This is a genomic window from Pseudomonas sp. Root569 (assembly GCF_001427465.1).
GTDB lineage: Bacteria > Pseudomonadota > Gammaproteobacteria > Pseudomonadales > Pseudomonadaceae > Aquipseudomonas > Aquipseudomonas synxantha.
Genome location: NZ_LMGQ01000028.1, coordinates 353,215 through 370,523, shown reverse-complemented (window position 1 = coordinate 370,523; position 17,309 = coordinate 353,215). Strand labels below are relative to the sequence as shown.

16 protein-coding genes are annotated in these 17,309 nt (G+C 60.3%); 2 read left to right on the top strand and 14 right to left on the bottom strand.

The features are described 5' to 3' along the window. Positions 1-213: 213 nt before the first annotated feature. From ASD70_RS26680 to arnC, 13 genes are all read right to left on the bottom strand, one after another. The gene (locus tag ASD70_RS26680) at positions 214-1,365 is read right to left on the bottom strand and encodes an acyl-CoA dehydrogenase family protein (RefSeq protein WP_046068103.1); all 1,152 of its coding nucleotides are present in this window, start codon (positions 1,363-1,365) and stop codon (positions 214-216) included. Positions 1,366-1,368: 3 nt separating this feature from the next. Next, positions 1,369-2,472, bottom strand: a complete 1,104-nt coding sequence (locus tag ASD70_RS26675; RefSeq protein WP_056847886.1) for an enoyl-CoA hydratase/isomerase family protein — start codon at positions 2,470-2,472, stop codon at positions 1,369-1,371. Positions 2,473-2,589: 117 nt separating this feature from the next. Continuing rightward, positions 2,590-2,847 carry a hypothetical protein gene (locus ASD70_RS26670; protein ID WP_056847885.1) on the bottom strand — a complete coding sequence of 86 codons (258 nt, stop codon included), beginning with the start codon at positions 2,845-2,847 and terminating at the stop codon, positions 2,590-2,592. A gap of 274 nt (positions 2,848-3,121) precedes the next feature. Next, positions 3,122-3,829, bottom strand: coding sequence for an HPP family protein (locus ASD70_RS26665; protein WP_046068106.1), 708 nt, complete (start codon positions 3,827-3,829; stop codon positions 3,122-3,124). A gap of 166 nt (positions 3,830-3,995) precedes the next feature. Continuing rightward, entirely contained in the window at positions 3,996-4,184 is a 189-nt protein-coding gene (locus ASD70_RS28745) for a type VI secretion system contractile sheath small subunit (protein WP_269084997.1), read from the bottom strand. Between the two features lie 319 nt (positions 4,185-4,503). Next, entirely contained in the window at positions 4,504-6,126 is a 1,623-nt protein-coding gene (locus tag ASD70_RS26660; protein ID WP_056847884.1) for an ArnT family glycosyltransferase, read from the bottom strand. Further along, positions 6,127-7,509, bottom strand: coding sequence for a UDP-glucose dehydrogenase family protein (locus ASD70_RS26655; protein ID WP_046068108.1), 1,383 nt, complete (start codon positions 7,507-7,509; stop codon positions 6,127-6,129). Beyond that, positions 7,506-7,919: a 4-amino-4-deoxy-L-arabinose-phosphoundecaprenol flippase subunit ArnF gene (gene arnF / locus ASD70_RS26650; RefSeq protein ID WP_056847883.1), complete on the bottom strand. Its 414-nt coding sequence runs from the start codon at positions 7,917-7,919 to the stop codon at positions 7,506-7,508. Before arnF ends, ASD70_RS26655 begins: the two co-directional genes overlap by 4 nt. Next, complete coding sequence (gene arnE, locus ASD70_RS26645) at positions 7,916-8,263, bottom strand: 4-amino-4-deoxy-L-arabinose-phosphoundecaprenol flippase subunit ArnE (RefSeq protein WP_046068110.1); 348 nt, start codon at positions 8,261-8,263, stop codon at positions 7,916-7,918. The genes arnF and arnE overlap by 4 nt, the downstream gene beginning before the upstream one ends. After that, positions 8,260-9,915, bottom strand: coding sequence for a lipid IV(A) 4-amino-4-deoxy-L-arabinosyltransferase (gene arnT, locus ASD70_RS26640; protein WP_056847882.1), 1,656 nt, complete (start codon positions 9,913-9,915; stop codon positions 8,260-8,262). Before arnT ends, arnE begins: the two co-directional genes overlap by 4 nt. After that, complete coding sequence (gene arnD, locus ASD70_RS26635) at positions 9,912-10,796, bottom strand: 4-deoxy-4-formamido-L-arabinose-phosphoundecaprenol deformylase (RefSeq protein WP_046068112.1); 885 nt, start codon at positions 10,794-10,796, stop codon at positions 9,912-9,914. Before arnD ends, arnT begins: the two co-directional genes overlap by 4 nt. Then, positions 10,796-12,799, bottom strand: coding sequence for a bifunctional UDP-4-amino-4-deoxy-L-arabinose formyltransferase/UDP-glucuronic acid oxidase ArnA (arnA, locus tag ASD70_RS26630; protein ID WP_046068113.1), 2,004 nt, complete (start codon positions 12,797-12,799; stop codon positions 10,796-10,798). Before arnA ends, arnD begins: the two co-directional genes overlap by 1 nt. Continuing rightward, a complete protein-coding gene (arnC, locus tag ASD70_RS26625) occupies positions 12,796-13,830 on the bottom strand; it encodes an undecaprenyl-phosphate 4-deoxy-4-formamido-L-arabinose transferase (protein ID WP_056847881.1) in 1,035 nt (344 codons plus the stop codon). The genes arnA and arnC overlap by 4 nt, the downstream gene beginning before the upstream one ends. A gap of 411 nt (positions 13,831-14,241) precedes the next feature. Between arnC and ASD70_RS26620 the strand changes: the two genes are divergently transcribed. After that, entirely contained in the window at positions 14,242-15,054 is an 813-nt protein-coding gene (locus ASD70_RS26620; RefSeq protein ID WP_056847880.1) for a M949_RS01915 family surface polysaccharide biosynthesis protein, read from the top strand. Between the two features lie 265 nt (positions 15,055-15,319). Next, positions 15,320-16,234 (top strand): site-specific integrase, encoded by a 915-nt coding sequence (locus ASD70_RS26615; RefSeq protein WP_056847879.1) that lies wholly within the window; start codon positions 15,320-15,322, stop codon positions 16,232-16,234. A gap of 132 nt (positions 16,235-16,366) precedes the next feature. Here the strand turns inward: ASD70_RS26615 and ASD70_RS26610 are convergent, their stop codons facing one another. Continuing rightward, positions 16,367-17,224, bottom strand: coding sequence for an SDR family oxidoreductase (locus ASD70_RS26610; RefSeq protein WP_046068117.1), 858 nt, complete (start codon positions 17,222-17,224; stop codon positions 16,367-16,369). Positions 17,225-17,309: the final 85 nt, after the last annotated feature.

Here is a 17,309-nt window from a genome sequence, read left to right as displayed (position 1 = left end):
AAACCGGCATCCCTGCCGGTTTACCCCCCAAATCCCTGTCGAATTCCGGCCAGCGTGGTTTAACGGGGCGCCTAAGATCAAGATCAGAAGCAGATCAAGATCAAGAGCGGCTCGCTTCGCATCGTGGTTACTGACGGTCGCTACGTCAGAGTTGTGTAGATACCAATGCTCATCGGGGCAAGCCCCCTCCCACAGTTTTATGCTCTGTCTCAGTCAGAGCTGGTAGTTTTTCAGCTCCCTGGCAATCACCATCCGCTGGATTTCGCTGGTCCCTTCATAGATCTGTGTGATCCGCGCATCCCGGTAGTAGCGCTCCACCGGGTAATCTTCCAGATACCCATACCCGCCATGGATCTGCATCGCCTTGGAGCACACGCGCTCGGCCATTTCCGAAGCAAACAGTTTGGCCTGTGAGGCTTCCGATAAGCACGGCTTGCCGGCAGTGCGCAGGCGCGCAGCGTGGAGGATCAGCAGGCGCGCAGCATTCAGCTGGGTTTGCATGTCGGCCAGCAGGTTGGCCACGCTCTGGTGTTCGATGATTGCCTTGTCGAACTGCACCCGATCACGGGCGTAGGCCAGCGCCGCTTCAAAAGCCGCGCGGGCGATGCCCAGGGCCTGGGCGGCAATGCCGATGCGCCCGCCTTCCAGGTTGGAGAGGGCGATAGCCAGGCCCTTACCGCGCTCACCCAGCAAGTTGGCCTCGGGCACGCTGCATTGGTTGAGGGTGACGGCGCAGGTGTCCGAGGCTCGAATGCCCATTTTGTGTTCAGTGCGATCAACCACAAAGCCCTGGGTATCAGTAGGCACCAGGAACGCTGAAATACCCTTCTTGCCCAGTTCCGGGTCGGTCACCGCAAACACGATGGCCAGCTTGGCGCGCTTGCCGTTGCTGACAAATTGCTTGGCGCCGTTGATCACCCATTGGCCGTCTTTCAATTCAGCACGGGTACGCAGGTTATGGGCTTCCGAGCCAGCCTGGGGTTCGGTAAGGCAGAAGCAGCCGATGGCCTGGCCACTGGCGAGTTCGGCCAGCCAGGTTTGTTTTTGCTCTTGTGTGCCGTAGTTGAGGATCGGCCCGCAACCCACTGAATTATGGATACTCATCAGGGCGCCGGTGGCACCGTCACCCGCGGAAATTTCCTCGACCGCGAGGGCGTAGGCCACGTAGTCCACATAGGTGCCACCCCATTCTTCCGGGACCACCATGCCGAGCAGGCCGAGCTCGCCCATCTTGGCGACCAGGGCGTCGTCGATCCAGCCGGCTTTTTCCCAGGCCTGGGCATGGGGGGCGATTTCGCCGCGGGCAAAGTCCCGCGCCATGTCGCGGATCATGACTTGTTCTTCTGTATATTCAAGATCTTGCATGGCTTATTTCTCAATCTGCACGAAGTCGCGGAAGAAGCTTTTGACATGAGCGGCGTCCAGCTCATTAACGCTCGACGGATTCCAGCGCGGGGTTTTGTCCTTGTCGATGATCAGCGCACGAACCCCTTCGATCAGGTCGCCGCGCTCGAACCACTGGCGGTCTAGGTGCAACTCCAGGTCAAAGCACTGTTCCAGCGTCAGGTGGCGACCACGGCGGAGCATTTGCAGGGTAACGGCCATGGCTAGTGGCGAGCGGGTCTGCATCAGGTGGGCGGTGGTCAACGCCCATTCATGGGTGTCGGCGATCGTGACTGCCTGTAACTGCTCGATAATGCTCGGCACATCCGGCAAGGCGAAGAAATGGTCGATGACCGGCCGCAAGGTCGCCAGTGGCGCATCGGGCAATTGCTGCGCGGCCAGTTTGGCGAGCACGCCCTGCAGGTCCTTGAGGGGCGAGTCGTGCCATTGCAGACGATCAAGCTGCTGGTCCAGTTCGGGGAGCGTTGCGCTGTCGATATACCAGTCGGCCAATCCGCAATACAGGGCGTCCGCCGCGCGGATCTGCACCCCGGTGACGCCCAGGTAAGTCCCCAGTTCACCGGGAATACGCGACAGGAAATAGCTGCCGCCCACGTCCGGGAAGTAACCGATGGCCACCTCCGGCATGGCCAGGCGGCTGCGCTCGGTAACCACTCGCAGGTCTGCGCCTTGTACCAGCCCCATGCCGCCGCCGAGGACGAACCCGTCCATCAGCGCCAGCACGGGTTTAGGGTATTGGTGGATGATCAGGTCGAGCGCATATTCCTCGACGAAGAAATCCTCGTGCAGGGTGTTGCCGTTCTTGAAGCTGTCATACAGGGAACGGATGTCGCCGCCGGCACAAAAGGCTTTCTCTCCGGCGCCGCGCAATACAACGGCATGGACCTGCGGATCATCGGCCCAGGCCCGTAACTGCGTGGTCAGCAGGCGCACCATGTGCAGGGTGATGGCATTTAATCCGGCGGGGCGATTGAGGGTGAGGTGGCCAATATGGTTGCGCACTTCAGCTAAGACATCTTCCTGAAGACCCTCGCTGCGGCTTGCTTCGGATAAAACCTGAGCAGTCATCTGTAACTCCCTGCTTTTATTGTTCTTTGTATAAATGTTCGCGGACGAACCATCCCGTGATCGTACCAGTGCAAATTTGCCCCGTACAACCCGGAATCATGCAGGTCGTTTTTGCATTTATGCAGGGTTGGGGCCTGGGGGTGTCCCGCCGCCAAAATGCTTCGCCAGGGCGTGCGCACACTGGAGGATGGCCTTGCCAGAAAACTCCGATTGCCGTGGTTGGCCCAACCACAGTTCGTTATTGATCAGGCCGGTGTCAAAGATCGCATGCATGCGCTTGATGGCCCGGGCCATGTAGCTTTTCAGCGGCATGTGATGGCGTTGGCGCGGCTCGAACAGAGGCGAGCCGAGTAATTGTTCGAATGGGTCGTTCAAGGTGAAGCTCTCCTGTTTCGAATGAGCATTTCGAAACACCCGAGCAGGAGCACTGGCAGGAAAACTACGAGGAGGGCATCAGATACCGAAGTGATGGAGGCAGCTGCTGCTATTGATCCAAAGCCAGACATTCCTTGTCTTCGCTACTGGTACAGCAAGGCCCCAGACATCTTTTGAACTGCAGACGACTTCAAGTGCTATGTTGACTCTAGTCGTCCTCCGCCTGGTCGCAAGCGGCGCATTGCACCATTTGTCGTGTGGTGCGGATAAGGCCTCAGCCCACACGACTTGCCAGCACCTCGCCGATACTGCGCCGCCGCGCATGGACTTCGGCGGCATGAATCAACTGTTCCAGCTCCGTGGGTTCGACATCGAAGAATTGCTCCATCTCGGCCAGCGCCAGCTTGAGATCGGCAGCGGTGATAGCCGGATCGGTCACGGGGGGGCTGCCGATGAAAACCGGCGCAGGTTCGACAGGGCCTTTGGGGTAACGCGTGCGCGTGGCGTTGTTGTAGGCCAGGGCACAGGCCAGCAGGGCGCCGGCGCCGAGCATCACCGGCGCCAGCTCGTGCCAGCCCAGTGCGATTGAGGCCGGGTCGGCCAATACCAGGGTCATGGCCAGGCCGCCGGCGGGTGGGTGCAGGCAGCGCAGCCAGCAGATCAGGATCACCGTCATGCCGGCCGCAAGGCAAGCACTGCCCAAGGTGCGCCCCAGCACCCGTGCTACCAGCAACGCCACGATGCCGGCGCAGAGATAACTGCCCATGATCGACCACGGCTGGGCCAGGGCCCCGGATGAGACGGCAAATAGCAGCACCGCCGAGGCCCCAAGCGGGCCGAGCAGGTGCAGGGCGACCTCCATGCCGAACACTTGGGCACAGGCCCAGACACTGAACATTGTGCCCAGCGCCATGCCGATTGCGGCACGGCTCCATTCGGAGGGGCGGGTATTGATTGCAGCGGGTAACCAGCGAGCGAGCATTGAAAGACGGTCCATAAACAGCGGGCGAAAAAAAAGGCCTGCCTGGTTTCCCGGTACAGCCCTTTGAAAGTTCCAACGTTTGGGGGAGGAACACTGCGCAGTGTGCCGCTGATAAGGCGTCGGCACCACTGCATATTAATGAGGTTTAAATGCAAAAATGATGCAGTCAAACACTATCGCCATAGCTAATCGGCCCGACCGTTTTTGGCGTGGCCGTGCAGATTTTACCCAGCACACGGATGCTTGCTTCTTCATTGAACAGGCGGGCCTGCAGGTCTTCCCGCAGCTTGGGGTCGTCTGCCAACGGCCCCTTGAGTGCCACCAACGCGTCGCGTAACTCCATCAAACGATCCAGTCTGGGTAAAGGTACAGTGAACAGATCCTCTCGCACGGCATTGTCCTCTTAATGAAGTAAGCCATCGCGTGGGCAGCCTACAGCGTCCTTGTTGTCATGGAGTGCCTTGGCCCGATTGACAGCAGATGAGCCCTGACAATCGGGTAGTAGATATTTAGTGCACGTGGCAGCGAGTCTACAGTTGGGTTCTAAGCGCAGGAAGGGAAAGTGCACCAGCCATTACGCAAAGGAATGTAGGTGTTTTCTTGGTGCCTTTGATGAAAGACGCCCACTGGCTGAAGAGTGGGCGTTCTTTCTTACGTTGCCATGGGAAAAGCACTCAAGGCGCCGAAGTGGTAGCCAAATGCAGCAGTACATAAGGGGTCTTGTCGAACTCGCCGGTGAGCGTCGGCGTGATCGCACGCAGACGTGGATCGTCCAGCGTTTCAAAGTCTGCCTGGCTCATGACGACCCAAGCCGGTGCCAGGATCGGTTTCAAATCGGCAGGCAATTGGGTAAATAACGGCACCTTGTCACAATCGTAATTAACCATGAACTTTATGGCTTTCGCGTCTTTGCCCAGTGCGTGCAGTACCAGCGGGGCCGGCTGCTGCAGGACCCTGGCTTTGACGGCAAGACTGAACGTGCGGGTGTCATACAGCCGGCGTTCCAGGGGCTCAACCACCATGATGTAGGTGGTCCAGAGCGCCAGCACGGCGGCCAAGGCGGGACCGTAGTGGCGTAGCCGCGCCTTGAGCAGTGCCAGCAAAGCCACGACCTGGAGCAGCCCGAGCACGACGAAGATCAGCTCGAGGCTGGCCAGCGGCTCTGGATAACGTCGCCGCGCCACCACCAGGCCAATCACCAATAGTGTTGGCAGCAGTGTCCAGAGACCCAGCGTCAGTCCACGTAGCCAGGCAAAGAGGCGGCCTTGGCTGACCTGGAAAGGGTAGGCGGCGATGATGGCTGCAAATGGCAGCATCGGCAGGATATAACGCGCCTTCTTGGCCTGGGGCACCGACAGGCCCAGCATCACCAGCACACCGGCGGCGGCGCAATAGCACACCAGACTCAACGCCGGGTCCGGCCCGCGCCGGCCGCCAACCACCACGGCCAGCAGCACCAGTAATGCCAACGGATAGGCCAAGGCGTAGTTGCCCATGGAGCTGGTGAAGTAATACAGCACGCCGCCGGAGCCTTCGCTGCCGTCCATGCGCCCAAGGAACTGCATGCGAATCACGTCATGCATGAAGTCTTCGCCGCCACTGAGCTTGGCCAGCAGCAATAACAAGCCGACACACGCCGCCAGCAGCGCCAGTGACAGCAGGCCGAAGCTGAACAGCTGGCGCCATTGGCGGTTGATCAGGTAATAGCTGCACAACACGCCAGTGGGGATTACCAGGCCAATCGGCCCACGGATCGCAAACCCCAGCAACAGCAACAGAAACACCCAATGCAGGCGTTTGGCGGCAGCGAAGTGATCATGGGCATACCCCAGGTAAAACACGGCCAGGGCCACGGCAGCTAGCATCTGGTCCAGGGAGACCGAGCGGGTTTCGCTGACAAAAGTGCTGCTGAGCAGCAACATCGCAATGCTCAGCAGGCCCCAGCGCGGCGAGTAGGGCGCGATCAGGCGATACACCAGCATCACGATCAGCGCCGATGCGAGCGCGGTAGGCAGCCATGCCGTCAGGCTGGTGACTTGGCCGAAAGGCAACGACAACAGCCAGGTCAGCAGGGTCGACGTCGCCAGGTAGTCGGCATAGGGCTGACCGTAGGTGGTGGGGAAAAAGCTTGGCCCATGGCGCAGCATTTCCTGGGCAAAAACCACGAAGCGCGAATCGAAGCCGATGATCGACTGGTGCCAGTTGCCGGCAATGAACAGCACCAGCGCCAGGAGCCCAAGCCCCAGCGACTGGCGGCGGATCGTTGCACTCTGCAGGGACGGGAAAACCTTGTTCACCTAGCCGACATCCCTGACCTGTTCCACCCAGTTTTGCTGGGGAATCGGCAACTCGCAGGAATCGCCACGGCCGATGGGGAAATACTTGAAGCCTTTGCGTGTCAGGCGCTCACCGTCATACAGGTTGCGGCCATCGAAGATCACCGGGGTTTTCAGGCGTTGGTGAATCAGGTCGAAGTCCGGTGCCTTGAATTGCTGCCATTCGGTACACACGATCAGTGCATCGGCGCCGCCCAGGGTGGACTCCGGGGTGCCCATCAGCATCAGCCGCGGGTCATCGCCGTAGATGCGCTGGGTTTCCTGCATGGCTTCGGGGTCGAAGGCGCGCACATTGGCGCCGGCAGCCCAGAGGGCTTCCATAAGCACTCGGCTGGGGGCGTCGCGCATGTCATCGGTATTGGGTTTGAAGGCCAGGCCCCACAAGGCGAACGTCTTGCCCTTGAGGTTGCCCTTGAAGAACGCGTTGATACGCTCGAAGAGCTTGCTCTTCTGCCGCTGGTTGATGGCTTCCACGGCTTCCAGCAGGTCGCTGGAGCAATTGGCTTGCTTGGCGCTGTGGATCAAGGCACGCATGTCCTTGGGGAAACATGAGCCGCCATAGCCGCAGCCCGGGTAGATGAAGTGGTAGCCGATCCGCGAGTCGGCGCCAATGCCCAGGCGCACTGCTTCAATATCGGCGCCCAGGTGTTCGGCCAGCTCGGCGATCTGGTTGATGAAGCTGATCTTGGTGGCCAACATGCAATTGGCGGCGTACTTGGTCAGCTCGGCACTGCGCAGGTCCATGAAGATAATGCGGTCGTGGTTGCGGTTGAACGGGGCGTACAGGTCGCGCATCACTTCACGCACTTGCTCACGTTCGCAGCCGATGATGATGCGGTCCGGACGACGGCAGTCGGCGACGGCCGAGCCTTCCTTGAGGAATTCCGGGTTGGAGACGATATCGAAGTCCAGGTGACGGCCTGCAATATGCAGGTTCTTTTCGATATGGGCGCGCAGGGTGTCGCCTGTACCGACGGGCACGGTGGACTTCTCCACCAGGATCACCGGCTCCACGCGGTGGCGGGACACGGCGTCACCCACCGACAGTACGTATTTCAGGTCGGCCGAACCGTCCTCGTCGGACGGCGTACCCACGGCGATGAACAGCACTTCACCGTGCTCGACGGCGAGTTTTTCGTCGTAGGTAAAGTGCAGGCGTCCGCTTTCCAGGTTGTCCTTGACCATCGCGGCCAGACCCGGCTCGAAGATGGTCACGTGGCCTTTTTGCAGCGACTCGACCTTGCTCTTGTCAACGTCCATGCAAATGACATCGTGACCGACTTCGGCGAGCACAGTGGCCTGTACCAAACCAACGTAACCACTACCAAATACACTGATTTTCATGGGGTATTCCTGGGACTTGAGGTGCTAGCACGACGAGAGTTGATAACCAGTACACCGAGGATGACCAAGGCCACCCCCAGGGTTTTTGAAAGCGAGAAACCTTCGTTGAACACCGGCAGGCTGGCGGCCAGCAGGTAAACCAGCGCGTAGCTGATGCTGAGCAACGAATAGGCGCGGCCAAGGGGCAAGTCCTTCAGCGCGCCGAGCCAGCAGAGCATCGACAGCGCATAGGCGCTGATCGCCAGGATCACCACGCCCAAGGCGCTGAGGTCGATGCTGTTGCTGGTGAAGGCAGCCAGCCATTCGGCGGGCGAGGGCAGGCGTGTCATGCTCCAGCGCATGCCCAGTTGGGCGCCACTCACCAGGCCGACACTGCCCAGGGCCAGGGCGAAACCCCGTACGCGGCTCATACCTGGCGCCCCAGCAAGGCAACACCGGCGATCACCAACACCACACCCAGCCAGTGACGGCCATCGATGGGTTCGTGAAACACAAAGCGCGCCACCAGCGTGACCAGCACGAAATTCAAGCTGAGCATGGGGTAGGCAATGCCCACTTCCAGGCGCTGCAGCACCAGCAGCCACACCAGCAGGCCCAGGCCCAGGCACACCAGCGCCGACCATAACCACGGCGAGCGCAGTTTCAACGCCCAACCATCCGGCACGTCACGCCAGCTTTCTACGGCGAACTTTTGCGAGACCTGGCCCATGCAGGTGAGCAGGCAGGCTGTGAGCAACAGCAGCAGGGTGATCATGGCGCGACCTGCGGGAAAATCAGGATCACGATCTTGCCCTGTGCATAGCGCTTGCCATCGGCAGGCAGCAGCGCGAGTTCTTCCTTTTCGCCGGCGCTATTGACCCGCATCACCACGCCAACAGCGCCGGTACGCCGGGTTTGCTCCATCCATGCCTGAATCGCGTTGCGGTCCACCAGGCGCGGGGCCGTATCCGCATAAGTCAGGCCGTACTTGACCTCTCCTGAGGTGTTGTACAGCGTGATATCGGGGCGTTTCAGGCGCCATGACAGCGCTGAGGCGGCGCCAAGGTCATTGCTCAACAGGGCGACGGTGGGCTGCAACTCGTCGATGTGATCAATGATGAACTGGTCAGGGGTCTTGTTATAAACCACCGAATGGGGCAACGCCGCAGGCACCAAGACCACCAGCAACCCACTGCCGATCAGGGGCGCGGCCCACAATGTCAAGGGGCGCGCCGCTTGCAGCAGATTGACGACGATCCAACCGAACAAGAAGGTGAACACCAAGACCAGGCTGAGGGTTTCCTCGCCGGGTTCGTACACCGGTTTCTTCAACTGGAACCAGCTGAGGGCCAGCAGCACCAGTACACCGATCGCCAGGTTCAACCAACCGTTGATGCGCAGGACGCGGCCGTGGCGCTGAGTGAGTTTGTCACTCAGGGTCGAGCCCATCAGCAGCGCCAGGGGCAACATGCACGGCATGATGTAGGAAGGCAGCTTGCCCTTGGCCAGGCTGAAAAACGCCAGGGGCATCAGCAGCCAGAGCAGCAGGAACGCCGTCTTTGGCACGCGTTTTTGCAGCCACGCCTCTTTGGCTGTAGACGGCAGCAGCGCAACCCATGGCAGCGCGAACGCCACCAGCAGCGGCAGGTAATACCAGAACGGTTCGGCATGCTGAGCGTCTTCACCGGCGAAGCGTTGGATATGCTCGTGCCAGAAGAAGAAGTGCCAGTAGTCCGGCTCTTGCAGGTGCACGGCCAACGCCCACGGCACGCTGACCACAATCGCCACCAGCACGGCCACAACACCGAACTTTAACAATTCACCCAAGCGTTTTTGCCAGAGGGCGTAGGGCAGGGCGACCAATACCGGCAGCAACCAGGCCAGGAAGCCCTTGGTCATGAAACCCATGCCGCACGCGAAACCCAGCAGGGCCCAGGACCACAGTCGACCACGCTGCGTGCTGCTGTCGAAGCAGAACCACAACGCCACGCCGGTCAGGTTGACCCAGAAGGTGAACTGCGGGTCCAGGTTGGCATAGCCGCCGAGCGCCGCGACACTGACGAAGCTCATGTACAGAACGGTGCTGACCAGGCTTTTCTGCGGGTCGTTCCACAGCCGGCGAGATACCAGGTAGACCAGCAGAATGCTCAAGGCGGTGCTCAAGGCCGAGGCAAACCGTACGCCGAACAGGTTCTGCCCGAAGAGCGCCTGACCCAGCGCGATCATCCAATAGCCTGCGGCGGGTTTTTCGAAGTAGCGGATGCCCATGAAGTGCGGCGAGGCCCATTTGCCGGTCAGCAGCATTTCCTGGCTGATCTGCGCATAACGGGTTTCATCCGGAATCCACAGGCCATGGGTGGCCAGCGGCAGCAGGTAGACCACAGCAAACACCAGCAGGAGCAGGGGCAAAGCCCAGCGGCGGATCATGCTTGCTGTACTCCGAGCCAACCCTCGCGGCCGCTCAATGCGCCGCGCACCAGCTGTTGCTGGGGCAGGGTGGCCACATCTGCAGGCAACAACTCACCCAGGGGTTTGAACTCGATGCCACGCTGCCCTGCCTGGGCGAGCAATTGGCGAAAATCATTGGCCATCAGAATCCCTTCTACTTCTGCGTGGATCGTGTAGACGTTGAGCTTCGAGGCGTTGAACCGATCAAGAATGAAGCTATTGAAGTCCTTGGCAGCCACTACCGGCCCGACGATCTCGTCGAAGGTCGGCAGGTCAACCGGAATTTGTGGGGTGCCCGCACTGCCATCGGCCAAGGTCGGTCGAAACAGGCTGGTGCCCCGGCAATCACTGTTGTAGCGAAAGTTGAACCCTTGCTTGGCTTGCACCACACGCTCATCGGCACGCCAACCGGCGGCCGCCGAACAATCCACGCGCTCACCAAGGATGTCGCTCAAGGTCTGTACACCGCGGCGAATCTGCTCGACCAACTGTGCCTCGCTCCAGCGCCCGGCGTTGGCCTGCCAGCCATGGTGGTCCCAGGCGTGCAGGCCGACTTCATGCCCGGCGGCCTTGGCCTGGCGCATCAAATGCCCCAGGTCACGGCCGATCGGCTTGCCTGGCCACGCGGTGCCGGCCAGCAGGATGTCCCAGCCATACAGGCCGGCGGCATTGGAGCGCAGCATCTTCCACAGGAATTGCGGGCGGATCAGGCGCCACAGGTGGCGCCCCATGTTGTCCGGCCCGACACTGAAGAAGAACGTCGCCTTCACTCCAGCTTCGTCCAGGGACTCGAGCAACCGTGGCACACCTTCACGGGTGCCACGGTAGGTATCGACGTCGATGCGAAGACCTGCCTTCATTATTTGGCTTCGTCAATAGACTGGGCGATTTCAACCATGGCCTCGCGTAAGAAGAAATCCAGGGTGTTGCCGATGGTTTCGCTCATCTGCACGGTCGGCTCCCAGTTCAGCAGGCGCTTGGCGTTTTCGATGCTGGGCTTGCGATGCGCCACGTCCTGGTAACCGGTGCCGTAGAACGCCTTGCTTTCCACGTCGCGGAAACCGGCAAACGGTGGGAAGTTATGGCGCAGCGGGTGGGCTTCGAACTGACGCAGCAGCTCTTCGCCCAATTGGCGAATGCTCGCTTCGTTTTCCGGGTTGCCGATGTTGATGATCTGGCCGTTGCAGGCATCGTTGTCGTTATCGATGATGCGGGCCAGGGCTTCGATGCCGTCGGCAATGTCGGTGAAGCAACGTTTTTGCTCACCACCGTCGAACAGGCGGATCGGCGTGCCTTCCACCAGGTTGAGGATTAGCTGGGTGATGGCGCGCGAGCTGCCGATACGCGCCGAGTCCAGGCGGTCCAGGCGCGGGCCCATCCAGTTGAAGGGGCGGAACAGGGTGAAGTTCAGGCCCTTGTCGCCGTAGGCCCAAATCACTCGATCCAGCAGTTGCTTGGACACCGAGTAGATCCAGCGCTGCTTGTTGACCGGGCCGACCACCAGGTTGGAGGTGTCTTCGTCGAAGTACTGGTCCTGGCACATGCCATAGACTTCGGAGGTTGATGGGAAGATCACACGCTTGTTGTACTTGACGCAGTAGCGCACCAGCTTGAGGTTTTCTTCGAAGTCCAGCTCGAACACGCGCAGCGGATTACGGGTGTATTCAATCGGGGTGGCGATGGCCACAAGGGGCAGGACCACGTCGCATTTCTTGATGTGGTACTCGATCCACTCCGAGTGGATGCTGATATCGCCTTCCACGTAGTGGAAGTTGGGGTGGCTGCGCAGGCGCTCGATGGCGTCGGAGCCGATGTCCAGGCCGTAGACCTCGTAACGGTCGTCGCGCAGCAGGCGCTCGGACAGGTGGTTACCGATGAAACCGTTTACCCCCAGGATCAGCACGCGGGTACGGCGTGGCTTGCGCCCGGACTCAGCGCCGCGCAGTACGGAACCGTCCACCAGGCCCAGCTCATCGGCCAGGGCCGGGCCGGCCAGGTACAGGCCATTTTCATTGCGCTGGCCGAACCGGATCACCAGAGAGTCTTCGCCGCAGGCAATACGCAGCGGGTTGACGCTGATCACGCGACCTGGCGCCAGGCCTTCGTTGCCCTTGACCACCTCGGCTTGCCAGACAATCAGCTTGTGCTCGCCAACGGCGCAAAAGGCGCCCGGGTACGGCTGAGTCACGGCGCGAACCAGGTTGAACAGGGTTGCGGCCGGTTGCTTCCAGTCCAGCTTGCCATCGGCGGCGGTGCGGCGGCCGAAGTAAGTGGCTTGGCTTTCATCCTGGGCGGTTTCAGTCAGCTTGCCCTGGGCCAGTTGTGGCAGCGCATCGCGCAGCAGAGTAGCGGCGGCATCACGCAGCTTGGCGTGCAGGCTCAGGCCGGTATCGGTGCGATCGATGCTGACCTTCTGCTGGGCCAGGATGGCGCCGGCATCGGCACGCTTGACCATGCGGTGCAGGGTGACGCCAGTTTCAGTCTCGCCGTTGACCAGCACCCAGTTGGCCGGTGCGCGGCCACGGTATTTGGGCAGCAACGAGCCGTGCAGGTTGAACGCGCCTTTGCGGGCGGTGGCCAACAGCGCTTCGCTGAGCAGGTTGCGGTAGTAGAAGGAGAAGATGTATTCCGGGTTCAGCTTGGCGATGCGCTCGATCCACAGGGGGTGGTTGGCGTCTTCCGGGGCGTGTACCGGGATGCCATTGCGTGCGCATAGCTGGGCGACGGAGCCGTAGAAGTTATTTTCCCTGGGGTCATCGGCATGGGTGAACACGGCAGCAATTTCGTAACCGGCACTGAGCAGGGCTTCAATGCCTGCACAGCCAATATCGTGGTAAGCGAAGACAACAGCTTTTGAACTCATGACTGGACCTGATCGGAAGGAGAAGTAGAAGTATGGGAAGACACCAGGCCGTCTACCACGACGACTGGAGCCGGTGCTGCCGGCTGGTTGCGCAGCACTTTTTCAATAAAGAAGCGTGGGCGGGCGCGTACATCGCTGTACATGCGGCCCAGGTATTCACCCAACAGGCCCATGCCGATGAACTGGCCGCCGGTGAACACGAACAGCACGGCGAACAGCACGAACAGGCCGTCACCGGCCCAGTCGGCGCCGAAGGCCAGGCGCATAATGATCAGTGCGAAGGCAAACAACACACCCAGGGCCGCCAGGCTGAAACCAACGATGGACAGCAGGCGCAATGGCGTGGTGGTCATGCAGGTCAGCAAGTCGAACATCAGGCTGATCAGGCGCATGGCGCTGTATTTGGATTCGCCGTGTTCCCGCTCGGCGTGGTGCACGAGGATTTCCGTGGTGTGGCGGGCGAAGCCGTTGGCCAGGATCGGGATAAAGGTGCTGCGTTCACGGCAGGCGAGCATGGCGTCGACGATGGTGCGGCGGTAGGCGCGCAACATGCAGCCGTAGTCGCTCATGGCTACGCCGGTGGAGCGTTGCACGGCCAGGTTGATCAAACGCGAAGGCCAGCGGCGAAAGGCCGAGTCTTGGCGGTTGTTGCGCACGGTGGCAACCACGTCATAGCCCAGGGCGGCTTGCTCAACCAGGCGCGGGATTTCTTCGGGCGGGTTCTGCAGGTCAGCGTCGAGGGTAATCACCACGTCACCACGGCACTGCTCGAAGCCGGCCATGATCGCAGCGTGCTGGCCATAGTTGCGATTGAGGATCACCGCTACCACGTGGCTGCCTTCTGCAGCGGCGGCGTCTTCGAGCAGTTGGGCTGAATCGTCGCGACTACCGTCATCCACCAGGATGATTTCGTATTCGTAGGCCAGTTGCTCGCACGCTGCAGTGGTACGACGCAGCAATTCGGGCAGGCTCTCTTGTTCGTTGTAGACCGGGATAACGATCGACACGCAATGAATAGGGTAGGGTTTCAAAGTTTCATAACCTCGGGCTGGAGCAACTTGACGCGTGAAAACAGCAGCAATTATTGGGCAAAACTACAGCCCGCAGATTACAAGGCGGCGCTAAAGATAAAGCGTAATCAACAGGTTAGTCGACAAACCGCGGATTGCTCTGAAGTACTGCCTACAAGGTTAAGCGCAAAAATGTGCAACGAATATGAAAGGCGGATGAAAAACTCGTTTATTTGACAGGTAGACAGCTAGGGTTCAGCTAAGTAACTAAGGCATTACAAGTACAGCGGCGTGGGCAAGATGGGAGCGCTCGACAGGGGGGTTGGTTCAATTTTGGCGCGGCGGGCCAGCCGATGAGGCTTATTCAACAATCTTCTCTGCATTGACGCTCAAGTGCCGGTAAAGTAAGCCATCTCTTGCCAGGGTACTCGAATGAATAGCGTGCAACTTTTATGCGGCCAGTTGCGGCCCGCGCTGATGGGACTGTTGATGACGGTGGCCTGTGCCACCAGCGTGCGGGCCGATGACGGCGTCGCACTGACCAGCATCGAGCAGGTGCCGGAAGGCGTGGAAGTACGCGGTAAACAAGTCGCTGCCTATACCTGGGATGACCGCCAGGGCAAAAACCTGCTGGTGCTTGCCGAACAGATCAGCGAGCGGGACGATGATGGCACCCAGTCAGCCTTTGTTTACGCTGCACAGTACCTGCTCGGGGGCGACCGGCCCAAGCGTGTGTGGATGCTGTACGACGACGTGCAGCACTGCGAATTCGACGCCGGGCTGCGCTTTGACCGCGCCGCCACCAAGGTCACCGACCTGCTGGGCGACGGCAATACCCAGGCCACGGTCGGCTATTCGCGTACCTGCACCAGTGATGTCAGCCCTAACGAATTCAAGCTGATCATGCACGTCGGCAAGTCCGAGAAGTACCGCCTGCGAGGCCTCGACCGTGTGGGTGCCAGTTGGTGGGATGAAGACGCCGGAGCCTTGCGCGGCATGCCATTGCCCACCGACTGCAGCGTCGCGGCCCAGCAGGCGCTGGTCAGCCAATACAAGGAGCAGGGCACCGAACTGCCGCTGCCAGGCTGCTATGGCGACGAGAGAGACTTCGCCAAGGCGCCGGACGGCTACCTCACCTTCATGCGCAAACATTGGTTCGCGCTGATGCAGCAGCAGGATGCCGACTGGAGCCAGTCCATGGCCCAGCCTCAGGCTTCCGGCGAGGAAGACGCCGCGGAGCCGTGATGCCCTGATATTCGCCGCTCAAAATGTGGGAGGGGGCTTGCCCCCGATGGCGGCGGGTCAGCCACAGATGCATTCACTGACACGCCCTCATCGGGGCATGGGTATCTATCGGGAGCAAGCCCCCTCCCACACAGTCCAGTGGCGTACCAGAAGTTGTGTAGATAGCCATGCCGATCATGGGTTAGACTTTGCCCTCGCCAATTCACTAAATACATCGATTAATCAACAGGTTAAGCGATTTATTTAATTCAAAGGCTGATCTACCTTGACTGAGTCTATCCGCAACCCCCTGACCCTTTACCTCACCCGCCTGGCACCTTCCAGCCAACTGACCATGCGCTATGTGCTACAGGATGCCGCCGATCGCCTGGGCTTCGAGGACATCAACCTCGAAGAGGTCGACTGGCACCTGCTGCAACCCGATCATGTGATCGCCCTGGTCGCGGCGTTGCGCGAGGACGGCTATGCGCCGAATACCTCGTCGTTATATGTGAATGCCGTGCGCGGCGTGATGAACGAAGCGTGGCGCATGAGCTTGATCAGCCAGGACCACCTGTTGAAGATGCGCTCGGTCAAGGCCGCACCGGGCACACGCCTGGGCCAGGGCCGTAACCTGCGTCGCACTTTGATCCGCGAGATGCTCGAGGTCTGCGCAGCCGACCCTCGCCCCCAGGGCCTGCGGGACGCCGCAGTAATCGGCCTGCTGTATGGCTCGGGCATGCGCAAGTCAGAGTCGGTCAACCTTGACCTGGCACAGATCAATTTTGACGAACGCAGCCTGCGGGTGATCGGCAAGGGCAACAAGGAGCTGATCAAGTACGCGCCGGACTGGGCGTTTGCCAAACTACGGACCTGGCTGGAATTTCGTCGCGGGCAACTCAAGGAAGGCGAACAGGACGACAGCTTCCTGTTCAACCGGATCCGCCGGGGCAGCCATATCACCCGGGAAAGCATCACCAAACATGCGATTTACTACATCGCCCGCCAGCGCGGCGACCAGGTGGGCGTGAAGATCATGCCCCATGACTTCCGCCGCTCGTTCATCACACGGGTGATTGAAGAGCATGATTTGTCGATTGCACAGAAGCTGGCGCATCACACCAATATCCAGACCACCGCCAGCTATGACGTGCGTGACGACAACGAGCGGCGGCGGGCGGTGGATCGGTTTGATTTGTAGCCTCAGGATTAATGAAGATCAAAATGTGGGAGGGGGCTTGCTCCCGATTAGCGATGGACCAGCTACACATAAGCTGACTGACACACCGCTATAGGGGGCAAGCCCCCTCCCACAATTGGTCTTTCAGAGGGCTTAGAGAATCGGCTTGCCGCCAGTCACCGCATAGCGTGACCCAGAGATATAGCTGGCCTCATCCGAAGCCAGCAAGACATAAATCGGCGCCACTTCCACCGGCTGCCCTGGACGCCCCAGCGGGGTTTCGCCGCCGAAGTTTTTCACGTCCTCATCGGTCATGGTCGCGACGATCAATGGCGTCCAGATCGGGCCCGGCGCCACACTGTTGACGCGGATGCCCTTGTCACCCAGCAACTGCGCCAAGCCACCGGTAAAGTTGGCAATCGCGCCCTTGGTGGCAGCGTAGGCCAGCAGTGTTGGCTTGGGCATGTCCGAATTGACCGAGCTGGTATTGATGATCGAACTGCCGGCCTTCATATGGGGCAGGGCCGCCTTGCAGATGCGAAACATCGCGGTGATGTTGATATCGAAGGTCTTGACCCATTCTTCATCCTCGATCTCTTCGAAGGTTTCGTGAGTCATCTGGAACGCGGCGTTATTGACCAGGATGTCGATACGCCCAAACTGTTCGACGGTCTTGTCCACCAATGCCTGGCAAGTGGCTTTTTGCGCGATATCGCCAGGCAGCAGCAGGCATTGGCGACCGGCTTCTTCGACCCAGCGCGCGGTTTCCTTGGCGTCGTCGTGCTCATCCAGGTACGCAATGGCCACATCGGCACCTTCGCGGGCGAAGGCGATGGCAACGGCGCGGCCAATGCCACTATCGGCACCGGTGATGAGGGCAATTTTATTGGCCAGGCGGCCGGAGCCCTTGTAGCTCTGTTCGCCACAGTCGGGGTACGGATCCATTTTTTTCTGGGAACCCGGCACGGCTTGGGCTTGAGGGGCGAAAGGCGGGCGTGGATAGTCAGTCATTTCAGTCTCCATAGGTTTCCAAAGGTGCTATGGAGTTAGTAATTACGTGGCCGGCGATAGTTGTAATGGATGCCCGCAAGGCCCG